At 40.0% G+C, this 16034-nt stretch carries 12 protein-coding genes; 10 read left to right on the top strand and 2 right to left on the bottom strand.

What is annotated here, in order from left to right; translation table 11 throughout:
- The 8 genes from ATS74_RS13840 to ATS74_RS13805 all read left to right on the top strand — a co-directional run bounded on the left by ATS74_RS13840 (position 1) and on the right by ATS74_RS13805 (position 7037).
- Positions 1-714, top strand: coding sequence for a YggS family pyridoxal phosphate-dependent enzyme (locus ATS74_RS13840; protein WP_058549463.1), 714 nt, complete (start codon positions 1-3; stop codon positions 712-714).
- A gap of 17 nt (positions 715-731) precedes the next feature.
- The gene (gene proC, locus ATS74_RS13835) at positions 732-1553 is read left to right on the top strand and encodes a pyrroline-5-carboxylate reductase (protein WP_058549462.1); all 822 of its coding nucleotides are present in this window, start codon (positions 732-734) and stop codon (positions 1551-1553) included.
- 26 nt (positions 1554-1579) lie between these two features.
- Positions 1580-2113 carry a YggT family protein gene (locus ATS74_RS13830; RefSeq protein WP_058549461.1) on the top strand — a complete coding sequence of 178 codons (534 nt, stop codon included), beginning with the start codon at positions 1580-1582 and terminating at the stop codon, positions 2111-2113.
- A gap of 57 nt (positions 2114-2170) precedes the next feature.
- Entirely contained in the window at positions 2171-2614 is a 444-nt protein-coding gene (locus tag ATS74_RS13825; RefSeq protein WP_058549460.1) for a DUF4426 domain-containing protein, read from the top strand.
- Between the two features lie 4 nt (positions 2615-2618).
- On the top strand, positions 2619-3218 hold the full coding sequence (locus tag ATS74_RS13820) for an XTP/dITP diphosphatase (protein WP_058549459.1): 600 nt from the start codon (positions 2619-2621) through the stop codon (positions 3216-3218).
- Complete coding sequence (gene hemW / locus ATS74_RS13815) at positions 3215-4351, top strand: radical SAM family heme chaperone HemW (protein ID WP_058549458.1); 1137 nt, start codon at positions 3215-3217, stop codon at positions 4349-4351. Before ATS74_RS13820 ends, hemW begins: the two co-directional genes overlap by 4 nt.
- Positions 4352-4438: 87 nt before the next feature.
- Positions 4439-6274, top strand: a complete 1836-nt coding sequence (locus tag ATS74_RS13810; RefSeq protein ID WP_058549457.1) for a DUF885 domain-containing protein — start codon at positions 4439-4441, stop codon at positions 6272-6274.
- Between the two features lie 94 nt (positions 6275-6368).
- Positions 6369-7037, top strand: coding sequence for a hypothetical protein (locus tag ATS74_RS13805; protein WP_058549456.1), 669 nt, complete (start codon positions 6369-6371; stop codon positions 7035-7037).
- Here ATS74_RS13805 and ATS74_RS13800 read toward each other — a convergent pair.
- Complete coding sequence (locus ATS74_RS13800; RefSeq protein ID WP_058549455.1) at positions 7034-7750, bottom strand: SIMPL domain-containing protein; 717 nt, start codon at positions 7748-7750, stop codon at positions 7034-7036. The two genes, ATS74_RS13805 and ATS74_RS13800, sit on opposite strands and share 4 nt — an antisense overlap.
- Positions 7751-7864: 114 nt before the next feature.
- On the opposite strand from ATS74_RS13800, the gene ATS74_RS13795 reads away from it, so the two are divergent.
- Both ATS74_RS13795 and ATS74_RS13790 read left to right on the top strand, forming a co-directional pair.
- Positions 7865-10534, top strand: a complete 2670-nt coding sequence (locus ATS74_RS13795; protein ID WP_058549454.1) for a bifunctional acetate--CoA ligase family protein/GNAT family N-acetyltransferase — start codon at positions 7865-7867, stop codon at positions 10532-10534.
- A complete protein-coding gene (locus tag ATS74_RS13790; RefSeq protein ID WP_058549453.1) occupies positions 10534-11487 on the top strand; it encodes an ion transporter in 954 nt (317 codons plus the stop codon). Before ATS74_RS13795 ends, ATS74_RS13790 begins: the two co-directional genes overlap by 1 nt.
- Positions 11488-11511: 24 nt before the next feature.
- On the opposite strand, the gene ATS74_RS13785 is transcribed toward ATS74_RS13790, so the two are convergent.
- Positions 11512-16020 (bottom strand): EAL domain-containing protein, encoded by a 4509-nt coding sequence (locus tag ATS74_RS13785; protein ID WP_058549452.1) that lies wholly within the window; start codon positions 16018-16020, stop codon positions 11512-11514.
- Positions 16021-16034 lie beyond the last annotated feature (14 nt).

Genomic DNA, 16034 nt, shown 5'->3' with positions numbered 1-16034 from the left:
ATGACTCCACAACTAACTGATAAATATATGGTTACAATAGCAGAACGACTCACATCCGCCTACGCTAGAATTGCAAATGCGGCAAAAAATGCACAACGAAATAGCAGCGAAATAACTTTACTCGCTGTTTCAAAAACAAAACCTAGTACAGATATAGCTGCAGCTTACGAGCATGGCCAACGCCAATTTGGCGAGTCTTATGTTCAAGAGGCTGTAGATAAAATAGCTCAATTAAGTGCATTAAGCGACATCACGTGGCATTTTATTGGCCCTATTCAATCAAATAAAAGCGCGCTTGTTGCACAGCATTTTGACTGGGTGCAAAGTGTTGATCGCATAAAAATAGCTAAACGGTTAAACACCCAGCGCCCCGCTGCTCTGCCCCCTTTAAATGTGCTTATTCAAGTAAACATAAGTACAGAAGAGGCTAAGTCGGGCTGTAGCGTTGATCAAATACCTGAACTTGCAGAATTTATTAGTCAATGTGAGCAGTTAACTTTGCGTGGTTTAATGGCAATTCCGGCTAAAAGTGACGATCCTGCTGAGCAAATTCAATCTTTTGAGCAATTACAAACTTGCTTTGATAAACTAAAGGCCCAATATCCTCATATAGATACGTTGTCGATGGGTATGAGTGGAGATGTTGAAGCTGCCATAAGTGCAGGTTCGACCATGGTGAGGATCGGCACAGATATTTTTGGAACTCGAACTTAAAAGGTGATAACAGACATATGTCAGATAAAACAATCGCATTTATAGGCACAGGTAACATGAGCTATGCCATTATTGGTGGCATGGTAAAAAACGGTTTTAACGCAAACAACATCATTGCTACAAACCGCAACCAAGAAAAGCTTGCAAAGGTAGCAGACGATTTCAAGGTGAAAACCACCAGTGACAATAACGAAGCCCTACGCGATGCTGACGTCATTGTATTATCTGTTAAGCCTCAAATGATGGGCGATTTATGTAAATCGTTTCAAGAGTCAGGCGTAGACTTTAGTGATAAATTATTTATATCGGTTGCCGCAGGTCTAACCGTTAAGCGTTTACGTGAAATGCTAGGCCAAGACGTTAAAATGGTACGTTGTATGCCAAATACCCCATCGCTGCTTAGCCGTGGTGTATCGGGTTTATTTGGCGCAAACGAAACAGCCGATGAACACGCGTTTGTACAACAAGTATTTGAATGTACCGGTATTGCAGTATGGGTTGAGCAAGAGTCGCAAATTAACGATATTATTGCTGTGACTGGCTCATCTCCTGCTTACTTTTTCTTATTTATGGAAGCCATTGAAGAAAAAGCTAAAGCACTTGGTTTTAACGATGAAGATGCCCGTCGCTTAGTACAACAGACAGCGCTTGGCGCGGCAGAAATGGCACTTAGCCAACCAGATATTACTATTTCGCAATTGCGCTCGAATGTAACATCTAAAGGCGGTACTACACATGCCGCAGTTGAGCATTTAAAAGGCGAAGGCTTAACACAAACTGTTAGCGACGCGATGGATGCATGTATTGCCCGCGCAGAGCAAATGGAAAAAGAACTTTAAAATTACTTTTTATTGAAGGTTACATTATGAATGCCATGCAATTTTTGATCAGTACCCTGTTTGATTTATTTTTAATGGTGGTGCTACTGCGTTTTTGGCTACAGTGGGCAAAAGCCGACTTTTACAACCCAATGAGCCAATTTGTAGTTAAAGCAACGTCGTTTGCCGTTAAACCGCTACGTAAAATTATACCAGGGCTAGGCGGGCTCGATTTAGCGTCATTGTTGCTGGCATACCTTGTAGCCGTAGCTAAAATTAGTACCCTAATGCTTGTTATTTATGGAGCATGGGCACCGCAGCCGGTGTTTTTCCAAGCATTAATAACTGTATTAAAAGAAGGTTTAAACTTAGTATTTTGGGTGTTAATTATCCGTGCTATTTTGAGCTGGGTAAGCCAGGGCTATAACCCTATTGAAGCGGTTTTCCATCAGCTTACTGAGCCAATGCTTAAACCTATTCGTAAAATTCTTCCGCCAATGGGTGGTTTAGATTTATCAGTATTAGTACTTATTATTGGTATTCAGTTTTTACAAATGCTGTTTATGGACTTTTTAGCCTAAGCACTCAATTTTAAGTAAAAGAGGCCTTATGGCCTCTTTTTTATATAGGACACCATAATGAATCGTTTAATTAAGTTTTGTTTTATTGCTTGTTTAGCCTTTGCATTTAATGCACAAAGTGAAGAAATGCAAGGCGCTCAGTACAAAGAGCTTGGCCCTTGGCAAGTACATTACATTGCCTTTCCTTCTACGTTTATTCAGCCCAAAATAGCTAAAGCGTACAACCTTGAGCGCAGTGGCTACAAAGGGGTTGTAAACATTTCGATATTAAAAAATGATGCCGATAAAACAGCACAAACAGCCACGTTAACTGGCACAGCCAAAAACTTACTGGGTAATAAACAAACCTTAACTTTTAAAGAAGTTAAAGAAGGTGACTCAATTTATTATCTTGCTCAAGTAAATTACACCAACGAAGAAATTTTACGTTTTGAAATTGAAATACAACAAAGTAACCAGTTTCAAAAATTACAGTTTCAGCAAAAATTTTACGTAGATTAATATTATGACTAAAACCTTAGTACTTGCTACAGGTAACCCTGGCAAAGTAAATGAGCTGGCAAATATGCTAATCCCACTTAACATTAACGTAGTGCCACAAAGTGACTTTAACGTAAGCGAAGTAGCCGAAACCGGCACCACCTTTGTGGAAAACGCTATCATAAAAGCCCGCCATGCGGCTAAAATTACAGGTATGCCAGCCATAGCTGATGATTCAGGCCTAGAAGTAGATGGCTTAAATGGCGCGCCGGGAGTTTACTCTGCTCGCTTTGCTGGTGAGAGCGCAAGCGATCAAGACAACATAGATAAACTACTTAATGATCTAGGTAGCAATCCAAACCGTAAAGCCCGCTTTTGGTGTGTACTGGTATTAATGCGCCACGCAGATGACCCTACCCCACTTATTTGTAGCGCAAGTTGGGAAGGCGAAATTACACAAACCCAAAATGGCGAAGGTGGTTTTGGTTACGACCCAGTATTTTTTGTTGCTGAGCAAAACTGTACCAGTGCAGAACTTACTAAAGAGCAAAAAAATGCAGTGAGCCATCGTGGCCAAGCACTTAAAAAATTACTACTAGAGCTTCAAAACAAAGGCGGCCTGTGAACCTTCCACCACTTAGCTTATATGTGCACGTACCTTGGTGCGTGCAAAAATGCCCTTACTGCGACTTTAATAGCCATGGGCAAAAAGGCGACATACCTGAAGCTGAATATATTCAACATTTAATAGACGATTTAAAAGCTGATTTACATTTAGTGCAAGGGCGTAAAATACACAGTATTTTTATTGGTGGTGGCACGCCAAGCTTATTAACCGGCGATGCTTACACTCGTTTACTTAAAGAAGTTGATAGCCTGATTGGCCTTAGTGATAACTGTGAAATAACCCTTGAAGCAAATCCTGGCACCGTAGAAACCGGACGCTTTAAAGAGTACGTTAAAGCCGGCATTAACCGTATTTCTATTGGTGTGCAAAGTATGCAAAACGACAAGTTAAAAGCGCTTGGCCGTATTCATGGTGCCGATGAAGCAAACTACGCCGCTGAGCAAGCTAAACACGCTGGGCTAAATACTTTTAATCTTGATTTAATGCATGGTTTACCGGGGCAAAGCCTTGAAGATGCACTGAGCGATTTAAAACACATTATTGCTTTGAATCCGCCGCACATATCGTGGTACCAACTCACTATTGAGCCAAATACACAGTTTGCTTCAAAACCACCTACTCTGCCGCAAGATGAAACCCTATGGGATATTCAAGAGCAAGGCCAAGCGTTACTTGCTCAAGCTGGTTACATTCAATACGAAATATCAGGATATGCAAAGCCCGGTTATCAATGCCAACATAACTTGAATTATTGGCGTTTTGGCGATTATCTCGGTATTGGTTGTGGTGCTCATGGTAAAGTGACTGATGCAAAAACGGGTGTAATAACACGCACTGAAAAGGTTAAACACCCTCGCGGTTATATGGATTTAATTAAGCCATATATGTACAAGAGTTGGGAAGTGGAGCAAGACGATTTAGCCTTTGAATTTTTTATGAATCGTTTTCGCCTTGTTGAGCCTTGCCCAATTGAAGACTTCAGTTCGCTGACTAGTCAGCCGCTACAAAGCCAGCAAGCGGCTTTAACAAAAGCTATAAACGCAGGATTGTTAATACAAGAAAACGGCCACTGGCAAGTAAGCGTTAAAGGTCATCGTTTTTTAAATGACCTGCTAGAATTGTTCGTGTAGTGGTTTTAACCACGCGCGATAAATATAAAAATACAAGTAAATAAATATAATACGCCCTAATGGGTTTCTAACAACAAAGGGAAAACAATGCGTAAACTTACCTTTATTGCAGCAGCCGTAAGCGTTGCACTTATTGCTGGTTGCCAGCAAACAACTCAACAGGCCGCACCGGTTGCAAAAGCACAAAATGTTCAATCACAACAAAGTGAAATAGACAAAGCCAATGCGTTTTTTGAAGATACCTTTAACCGCGACGTAATGAGCAGCCCTGTGTACCAAACTTACATGGGCATTAAAAAAGATTACGACAAATGGGATGACGGCAGCGAAGAGCAAAAATTAAAAGATTTAGCACAAACTAAAGCTGATTTAGTTGAGCTAAAAGCAATTAACCGCGACCTACTTGATGATGCAACAAAAGTAAGTTACGACTTAAAAAAACAAGACTTAGAAAGCTCAATTGCTGATTTTAAATGGCGTTACCATAACTACCCAGTTAACCAAATGTTTGGTACTCACTCTATGGTGCCTGCATTTTTAATTAACCAACATTCAATTAGTAACGTTAAAGAAGCAAAAGACTACATTGCACGTTTAAACGGTGTACCTACAGTATTTGATCAACTAATTACTGATTTAGAAACGCGTGCTGATAAAGGTATTATTGCCCCTAAATTTGTGTTCCCACATGTTATTGATTCAAGCAAAAACATCATCCATGGTGCGCCGTTTGAAAAAGGTGAAGACTCTACGCTTTTAGCCGACTTTAAACGTAAAGTAAGCGCGCTTGAAGTTAGCCAAGATGAAAAAGATGCTTTAATTAGCGATGCAACTGATGCACTAAAATCAGCAGTTAAGCCTTCTTACTCTAAGCTAATTAACTACCTTGCACAGCTAGAGAAACGCGCTGATAATCGTGATGGCGCGTGGAAATTGCCAGATGGTGAAGCGTTTTATAACAACGCCCTTAAACGCACTACAACAACTGATTTAACGGCTAAAGAGATTCATGCCATTGGTCTTGCTGAAGTTGAGCGTATTCATGACGAAATGCGTGAAATTAAAGATAAAGTGGGCTTTAAAGGTGATTTAAAAGCGTTTATGCAGTTTATGAAAACTGATAAACAATTTTATTATGCCAATGACGCACAAGGTAAACAGCGTTATTTAGATGAGGCAACTGGCCTAATTGATACCATGAAAACCCGTTTAGACGAGCTGTTTATTGTTAAGCCAAAAGCAGACCTTAAAGTTAAAGCCGTTGAAGCATTTCGTGAAAAAGCAGCAGGTAAAGCATTTTACCAACAACCTGCGCCAGATGGGTCACGCCCTGGTATTTACTACGCAAACCTTTACGACATGGAAGCGATGCCAACGTATCAAATGGAAGCATTAGCGTACCATGAGGGTATTCCGGGTCATCACATGCAAATTGCTATCTCGCAAGAGCTTGAAGGTGTACCTAAGTTCCGTAAGTTTGGCGGCTATACGGCATACATTGAAGGTTGGGGCTTATACTCAGAGTTCATCCCTAAAGAAATGGGTATGTACTCAGACCCTTACTCAGATTTTGGTCGCCTTTCAATGGAATTATGGCGCGCATGTCGTCTAGTGGTTGATACCGGTATTCACGCAATGAAGTGGACTCGCCAAGAGGGTATTGATTACTACGTAAATAACACGCCTAATGCAACATCAGACGGTGTTAAAATGGTTGAGCGTCACATTGTAATGCCATCGCAAGCAACAGCTTACAAAGTAGGTATGCTTAAGATTTTAGAACTGCGTGAAGATGCTAAAAAGCAACTTGGTGATAAGTTTGATATTCGCCAGTTCCACGATGTAGTACTTAAAAATGGACCTGTACCACTTAACGTACTAGAGAACTTTGTGAACGAATGGGTAGCAAGCAAAAAAGCTTAAAACCAATTGAAAGCAACTGTTTAAATATGAAAGGTCGCTTATGCGACCTTTTTTGTCTTATAGTAATAAAAACGTTGAGAGGTAGAGTGATAGAATGGATTTAAGCATACAGTTACTTAATGCGCGAATTGCTAAGCATCAGCTAGATGAACTTGATAGCGACTTTAAACAGTTAAGTCCTGCCCAGCAAACATTACAGCTTAATCACCTTTGTGAAACCGCTTTGCGTATGGATATTAAATACGACTTTATGCAAAACATGGCAACACGTATTTTAACCACCAACACACCACCAGCGCCTTTTATAAACCAATTAACGACCACTGATGCATTAACGTTTTTTACACCGGCATTAAAAGAGAACAAAGGCTTTTTAGCACAAGATACCCAAGGTAATAATGTTCTACATAATGTATTTAAGCACGCCCATGCTCAAAAGCTGGCTTTTAACTACGTGCGCTCTTTAATGTTATTTGAATCTAACGATGATTTAGTCAAAGCCCTTGCACAAACCAATGCACGCGGCCTCACGCCCGTTGCTTGTTATATTGCATATGCAAATAAACCTAACACCCCAGTTAAGCATGAATTTTCAGCGCTGCTAGCCCTTATGGAAATAGAACAAAAACAAAACCCATTGGCTAAGCAACAACTGGCAAGCATATTAAAAGGGGCAAACATCAACGAAACCAGCATTTTACTCAGTGCAGCTTACCTGCAGCGTTCAACCGCGCAAATTGCACATTTAATCAAAGCAATTTAGTCACTTAAGTAATATTCTACGCTTGTTACTACTCTCACCTTTTTAATATGAGGTGTGTTTGAGTCACGGTTAGTAATACTAAATTGGCCTTGTCGCGCCGTTTTAATTTTACCAAGTTTTGAATTTGAGTCTTTAGCAAACTTATTCGCCACTTCTCGGGCTTTCTCTGTGGCCTCTTGCACCATGGCAGGTTTTATATCGTTAAGAGTAGTAAATATATACTCCACCTTGGTTTCGTAACTGTCTTGTACGACTGCAATATTTTGCTTTGCTAATTGACTTACTTTACTCAGTGCATTTTGTACTTTATCGGGAGCGCTTGAATACACAATAATATTAGAGCGTACTAGATACCTAAATTTTTGATTTTCGTTAGCGTATTCGCGGGCTTGCTTATCAATAATTGACTGACTACCTGTGCTTATTTCGTCATCATCAAAGCCATGTAGCTTTAAAAAAGCGATAACCGCATCATTTTTTTGCTCAACCCTACTAACTAACTTTTCGAGGTTGTTGTCGGCATCACTAAACTGCAAAGGCCAAATTACGGTATCTGCGCTTACTTCTCGCTCAGCTAATCCTTTAACTTGTACGCTGCGTTCCATCGCTTTTACGTCAAGTGCTGTTCCTTTTAAAATAAAACCAAAGCTAACTAAGCCTATACTTAAACAAATTGCTGCTATAACAATATAAAAACCGGGTGTTTTGTTCACGTTCACCTCCTTGATTGATATCAATAATAAGCACCTAGACGCTCGAAATAACACACTAAACAGGGTACATTGTGAGTATAAATAACGCAAAATATAATCAGCCAAGGATCCGCTATGAGCCTAAAACGTATTAGCCAGTTTTTTAACCCCTCGTCGGTGGCGGTTATTGGCGCCTCAAACGTGTCAACTCGTGCAGGCTTTGTAGTAATGCGCAATTTGTTACGGGGTGGCTTTAATGGGCCAATAATGCCAGTTACGCCAAGCCATACAGCGGTACATGGTGTACTTGCCTACCCAAGCATAGCCGAATTGCCTAAAGTACCTGATCTTGCTGTTATTTGTACCAACAAAAACACTCTACTAAGTATCATTGAACAGTTAGGTAAGCTTGGTTGTAAAAGCGCCATAGTCATTGCCGATGGCCTTTCAAATGAGCTAAAAGCAGCATTAAAAGAATCAGCCCAAGCACACAACGTTACGCTGCTTGGACCAAACTGTTTAGGCTTACTTATCCCCCATATTGGCTTAAACGCAAGTTTTTCTCACACTGTTGCAAGCCCGGGTAAACTTGCTTTTGTATCGCAATCGGCTGCAGTGTGTTCGACCATTTTAGACTGGGCTCAAAACAAAGAGATTGGTTTTTCGTATTTTGTCTCGGTTGGCGATTGCCTAGATATAGACTTTGATGAACTGCTCGACTTTTTAGGCCGCGACGCTAAAACCAAAGCCATTTTATTGTACATAGATAATATTGAAGATATTCGCGGGTTTATATCTGCAGCGCGAGCTGCTGCTTTTAGTAAACCCGTTATTGCTATAAAAACCGGAAAAACCAGTGCCGGAGCACTCGCCGCTGAAATTCACACCGGTGGTAAGCAAAGTTCAGATGCTGTTTACGATGCACTATTTCAGCGTGCGGGTATGCTTCGCGTAAAAGATTTACGTGAGCTATTTGCCGCTACACAAACGCTTGCTATGCACCCAAAATTATTAAAAGTAGAGCAACTTACAATTTTAACCAATGGTGGCGGCCCAGGCGTTATGGCAGTTGATGAGCTTATATTAAACTCTGGCAAGTTAACTCAATTAAGCGATGAAACCCGCGCAGCACTCAATAAAGTGATCCCACAATCAGACACCACATCAAACCCTGTTGATATATTTGGTGACTCAGCTCCGGCTCGTTACAAGCAAGCTCTTGATATTTTATTGCGCGCAAAAGAAGTTAAAAATCTATTGATAATTCACACTCCATCAGCACTAGCACCGAGTGAAGATTACGCCGATATAATAGTGCAAACTCTACAAACGATTCCTAAAATGGCGCGCCCTTATGTGATCACTAATTTTATGGGAGAAGATGCCTCCTACGCCGCTAGAAAGGTATGCTCTAATAGCGCTATACCAACTTACCGCACACCTGAAGGTGCTGTAGGTGCATTTATGCATTTAGTTAGCTATCGCCGAAATCAAAAACACTTAACGCAAACGCCAGAGTCGAACACAGATGATGCAAAAATAAATAAAGTAGCAGCTAAAACACTCATTACTGAGTTTTTAACAGATGAACAAAGCTATTTACCGACCCATCAAGCCAGCCAAGTATTGAGCCACTATGGTGTTGAATGTATTCAAACAGAGGTCGCTTACACCCCTACAGAAGCAAGAGAGCAAGCCATTGAACTTGGCTTTCCTGTGGCACTAAAACTAATTAGCCCAAGTATTGCTTCAAAATCGGAAGTGGGTGGTGTAGTCCTTAACCTTAACGATGCAAATGAAGTGGAGCAAACCGCGTTTGCAATGCTAATCCGTATTAAAAATACGTACCCAGATGCGGTGATTGAAGGGTTTTCGCTGCAAAAAATGGCGCCACGCGCAGGCGCAAATGAGCTTAGAATAGCCATTAAAACAGAGCCTAATTTTGGGCCCGTTATTTTACTTGGCGAAGCCGGGAACGGCCTGGAGTACGCACAAGCTGCTGTTGCACTTCCACCACTTAACATGAACCTAGCTAAATATTTAATTGCAGCAGCACATGATAAAGGGGTACTAAAAGAACGTATATTGCCCGAAAAAGTCGATAAATATCGACTTTGCGCCCTACTCACTCGTATTTCGCAATTAGTGATAGATCAGCCTGATATTAGCTCTATGGAGTTAAATCCAATACTTGCCAGTAACGGTCAGTTTTTAGTACTTGATGCCACTATGACGCTTAATAAATACCAAGCGCAAAGCAATCGTAAGCGCTTATCTATTCGCCCTTACCCTATTGAGCTTGTCGAAGTGGTGACTCTTAAAAACAACACCCAAGCAACTCTCAGACCTATAAAACCAGAAGATGAAAAAGCCCACCAAGAGTTTGATCAATCTTTAAATAAGGAAGATCGTTACAAACGATTTTTTGGTGAACTTCCTCAGTTTAATCACGATCAGCTCGCTAAAATGACCCAAATTGATTACGACCGTGAAATGGCATTTATTGTTTGCCAGCGCTTTGAAGGCAAAACCCGTACGCTTGGTGTAGCAAGAGTTATTATGGACCCTGATAATTTACATGCTGAATTTGCAACTGTAGTGCGCTCTGATTATCAAGGTTTAGGCCTTGGCACCATTCTTATGACAGCGGCAATTAATCACTGTAAGCGCCAAGGCGTTGAGACAGTAGAGGGGATCACATTGCCTGAAAACACAGGCATGATTGAACTAGCGCGCAAGCTCGGCTTTAAAATAAGCCGCGACTTTGAAGAAGGCAGTATTAACATGGTGCTTAAACTTAACTAATGAATAGTCCGCAAACCTTAAGAAAAAAAATGGCCTGCCTATTTGAGGGGACGGGGCAATATCACCGTGCAGGGCACTTATTAGACATTACCCTCATTAGCTTAATAATGATTAATGTTATAGCCATCGTTATTGAATCAATTCCGAGCGTAGCGCTTAAATATTATGATGAATTTTTAATTTTAGAAATTGTCTCAGTGGCTATTTTTGCTATTGAATATATAGCAAGGCTATGGGCATGTGTAGATAAAACAAAGTATGCTGCCATTAATTGCACTAATACAAAACGCAGGCTAAGTTATTTTTTATCTCCCCTGGCGCTAATTGATCTGATTGCTATTTTGCCTAGCTTACTGATGTTTTTATTTCCGCTCGATTTGCGTTTTTTACGCGTACTTAGGCTACTAAGAGTGTTTAAGCTTACTCGCTACTCTCGTGCTATGCAGCTGCTGTTACAAGCGTTTATAGATGAAGGCAGTTCATTACTTGCAGCATTTTTTATTATGGCGGTCGTGCTTATCTTAGCCTCTTGCGGTATTTATTTAATTGAGCATGATATTCAACCCGATAAATTTGGATCTATTCCCGCGGCTATGTGGTGGGCAATGGCTACACTTACCACTGTAGGCTATGGCGATGTAGTCCCTATAACCTCATTGGGTAAATTTTTTGGCGGGGTGATCACATTACTTAGCATGGGAATGGTAGCTATCCCAACAGGTTTACTCGCATCTAGTTTTTCAGAGCAAATACGTAAACGACGCCAGTTTTTTGAAGACGCAGTCCATGAACAAATTCATGATGGCACGCTCAACAAAGCGCAACACGCTCATTTAGAAGAGCTACGCTATAAGTTGGGATTAAGTAAGCTTGAGGCAAATAAGGCCATAAAAACACAACTAAACGAGCGCAATAGCCATATTTATTGTCGTCACTGCGGCAAGCGCCCTTAAATTAAGGGCACTTTGTTTAAGATACTATTGTTGATTAAATATATCGCTCCAGTCGCGATTAATAAGCCCTAACACTTCTTTGTTAGGCACAGGCTTCGAAAATAAATAACCTTGAAAATGCTTACATCCTCTGGCCTTTAAAAAGCGAAGTTGATGTAAGCTTTCTACACCCTCTGCTACACACTCTTTTCCTAAGCTATGCGCCAGCGCAAGGGTTGACTGAATAATTGCCTCATCATCAGAATCAACTCCTATATCTTCTACAAAGCTTCTATCAATTTTTAATACATCAATAGGAAAACGTTTTAAATAAGTGAGTGAGGCATACCCTGTTCCAAAGTCATCCATGTAAAGCCTGCAACCTAGCTTTTTGAGTTGTTCCATGCTTTGTAGAGCTTGATGCGAGTCGCGCATAAGTACAGACTCGGTTATTTCAAAAACAATGGCTTCTGATGATACCTGAGCATGATTAAGTGCATTTCTGATCTCAGGAACTAAATCTTCAAATTCAAAATCGAGCGCCGATAAATTAATAGAAAGGTACAAATGAGGAGAGGCCTTTCGCCATTCTTTTAACTCTTGCAATGCACGAGTAAAAGTTTGCAGCATAATTTTTGTAATTAAACCGATCCCTTCTGCCGCAACCGAAAACTCTTGAGTTTGTACTAGTTTGTTTTCAGGCCAACGCAACAGCACTTCAAAGCCTTCTGTTTTTTGGCTTTTAGCATTAATAATAGGTTGATAATAGTTACAAAATTCTTCTTCTTGATATGCTTTAGTTAACTGTGACTCAAGATGCAGCGCTTTTTGAACATGCTGATTCATCTCCTGCTTATAAAACTGATAGCGCCCTTCTAAAGAGTCTTTAGCATGATACAGCGCTATACTTGCAGCTTTTAAAAGCGCCGGCCCTTGCTGGGCATCATCAGGAGATATAGCAACGCCAATACTTAAGTTAACATTAACTACCTGGTCGTTAATTGAAATATTTTGTTTTACGCAGTCCATCAATTTAGTGCACATAATAAGCACTTCTTCGATTTGATGAATATCCTCTACCAGCACTACAAATTCATCGCCACCAAAGCGGGCAACACTGTCTGATGGGCGTAGAGCACTCTTTAAGCGCTCAGCCACTTCTTTTATAAGCCCATCGGCTGCTTCATGCCCTAATGAGTCATTAAAGTATTTAAAACGTTTTATATTAATATGTAATAAAGCCGCTTTACACTTATGCAGCTCAGCTTGCTCTAATGCATGCTCAACCCTATCGTTAAATAGGGTTCTATTAGGTAAGCCCGTAAGTCCATCGTAGTTAGCGAGTAAATGCAGTTCATTTTCGGCTGATTTTTGCGCATTAATATCAGTTAAAATAATTACATAACTATTAAGGCGCTGTTCGCTATCGGCTACAGCACTTATTTTTACTAGTACATGGCGTGATTCGCCACTTGCTAAAACAACACTGTCTTCACACGAAAAGTGCTCACCTACCGATAGTTTTTGCATTATGCGTAAATAGTCAAAGCGGTTGCTACGTGATATTCCTAAATTTAGTGCTCGGCTTGATAAAGACTCAGCAGAAAAATTAAAGGCCGTTTGCAGTGACTTATTTGAAGCACGAATATTTAAATTTTTATCCAGAATAAACACCCAATCTCGTGTTTGCTCAAACGCTGCGGTAAACAACAAAGCGTGTTCTTCAAACACCATTTCACGGGTCATATTGGTATACGTGCCCGCCACTTTTAACGGCGTTTTATCATCCCATTCAACTACTTTGCCAAAGTCTTTGTACCAGCGCCAATAGCCTTTAGCATGGCGTAAACGGTAAGTGCAGTTAAAGTAACCTTTTTCGGTTGATAAAAACTCAAGCCATTCTAAGCGAAATAGCTGCTTATCTTGCGGGTGTATTTTAGATAAATACTCATCTAAGCTAACGGTTTCATTTTCGTAACCCAGCTCGCTTACTAAGCGCGGCTGATAAATACTTGGACTACTTGACTCCCAATCCCAAACACCGGATTCACTGCCTTCAAGCGCAAGCTTTAAGCGGGCTTCGCTTTCTTTACTTTCTTTGTTTGCAGCTAATAAAATTCGCTGCACTTTATTACGACGCATAACCCACACGGCAACTATGCCAATAAATAACATGGCATAAAGCACCATAAAATAGGGTGCTCGCCAAAGTGGATACTTTACTTTTATTTTTAAAATAGCGGGTGATGTATATTCACCGGTAAATGGATCTTTTGCCCATACTTTTAATTGATAATTCCCCGGATTTAATTTTGGAAACAACACTCGATTATTATTACGCGTATATGTTTTTTGACCGTTATCGAGTTGGTATTCATAAATAATTCGTTCTTGGTTACTAAATGCCATTGCCGAGAACGCAACTTCAAGCCCTATATCATCATGATTGAGAACAATTTCATTAAGTGGTTGTTTTAAATCAAGCGATAAGTCTCGCGACATTAAATCAACCCGGGTAATGTTTACATGATCAATAAGCGACTGATAACTTTGATTTTCCATTGGGTGAAAGTAGGTAAACCCTTTTAAGCTGCCATATGCAATACGGCCATCTTTAAGCTCAGCCATAGCATTACTGTTAAATTCAGCTGAGAGCAACCCTTCAGATGTACTAAACTGTTGAAAATGAAGTGTTTCAGGATTTAGACGCCAAATGCCTTTATGGCTACTCATCCAAATCATGCCATCGTCATCAAGCACCATATCGTAAAGCAGTGTACCTAATTTATTTTTTTCTAAATCAATGGTATGCACTAGCTGATAAGTTGATGCATCAAGCCCAATTAAGCCAAAGTTAGACAATGATATCCATAAAATATTGTTATTATCAATTAAGTAAGAAAGCACACTAATAGCAACATTTTCATGCTGTTTTGGTACTTTATAAATCATTTTAAGTGTTAAATTGTTTGGGTTTACTTGGTATAAAATGCCTGCATTAAAAAACAGTGGCGAGTCAGGTTTATTGCTTAAGGCAGGTAAAAAGCCATGTGCTAAAAAAGGCTCAAACTGCGCAAGCTGCCCACCTAAGCGAGTAACAATTTGCGTATCTATATTGTATATAAATACCCCATGATCTGAATGTACAAAGTATAAGTCGCCATTTGGCATTAAAGTAACACCATGTACCCGGCCAGTAATAAACGCTTGGTTAGCAGAGTTGTGGGTTTTAGGCTGCGTAACTTGATGTGTTACTGGGTCAAAAATAAATAACCCACGGTTTGTATAAAGCCATAAATTATCTTTATACGGTGTTATTTCATATACAGTAAACTCGGTGGTGAGTAAGTCTACTTTGTAATCTTTTAAATAGGCTTTACCAATATTGGTTTTTAAATCAACCTCGGTTATGCCGTTATGAGTAGCAAGCCAAAGCTTGCCTTTATATTCTGTAATTCCCCAAATAGAGTGATGCGATAATCCATCGCCACCAAGCAAACTGCCATCAACATTATTAAAGTGATAACTATCGTGTGATAAATAAAAGGCACCATCTGTTTTAGTAGCAACCCATGTACCGCCCGATTTATCTTTTGCCATATCAATAATACTGGTATCTGCAAGGGTGTATTTGCTTTGCGTAATACGGGTATTTTTAACCATTTCGCCGGAGGTTAAATCAAACTTAAACAAACCTTTATCGGTAGCTAAATCTAATTTTCCGTGCTCGTTAGTAATCGCCCAAACATTTAAATCAGTAAGTAGTACTTTATTTTTAAACGGTAAGTCAGGGCGTTCAAACATTTTTGATAAGTTACTAATATCAACTTCATATAAGCCTTGTACAGCACCCACTAATAGCTGATTGTTTTCACCTAGTGCAAACGACTTTACGTTATTTTGATATATGTGCTCAGCCTCACCTCTAAGATGCTGTAGAGGCCTAACTTGCTCTGTAGCAATATCAAATACATAAGCACCATGGCTTGTGCCTATAAATATGTAGCCATTATAGGCAAATAGTTTTCTTACTAAGGTGTTTTTAAATTTTTCAGGAAGCTCAAAAATAGTGGTAATTTTACCCGTAGCTATATCAAGCTTTGCAAAATCTCGCCCCCGGCCAATCCAAAGCGTTTTTTTATCAACTGCAATCATGCTAAAAACAGACTGATTGATTATCTCTTCTTCACTGGTGGGTTTTTCTAAAAATTGTTGGTAAGAGTCGGTAACGGGATCGTATCTAAATAAGCCCGCTAGTAAGGAGGCTATCCAGATGTGGCCTTGGGGGTCTTGGTAAATACGGTCAATTATGGCTTCTTCTAATTCGCCATTAGGGCCATTAATTGGAATAACTTGATAGCCATCGTAACGATTAAGCCCAGCCTCTGTAGAAAGCCAAAGATAACCGTTATTATCAATGAGCATCGTATTTACGTAGCTTTGTGATAAACCTTCGCTAGGAGATAAACGTTTTACTTGTGCGCCAACTTGGCAACTTAAAATAGTTATTAAAACTATAAAGCAACTAATGATCCCATTAACGCATTTGCTCATGCTTATTCCATATT

The organism is Pseudoalteromonas sp. H103, assembly GCF_001469205.1.
Classification (GTDB): Bacteria; Pseudomonadota; Gammaproteobacteria; order Enterobacterales; family Alteromonadaceae; genus Pseudoalteromonas; species Pseudoalteromonas carrageenovora.
The sequence above is the reverse complement of the archived record's forward strand: the minus strand, read 5'-3'. Positions and strand labels throughout refer to the sequence as shown.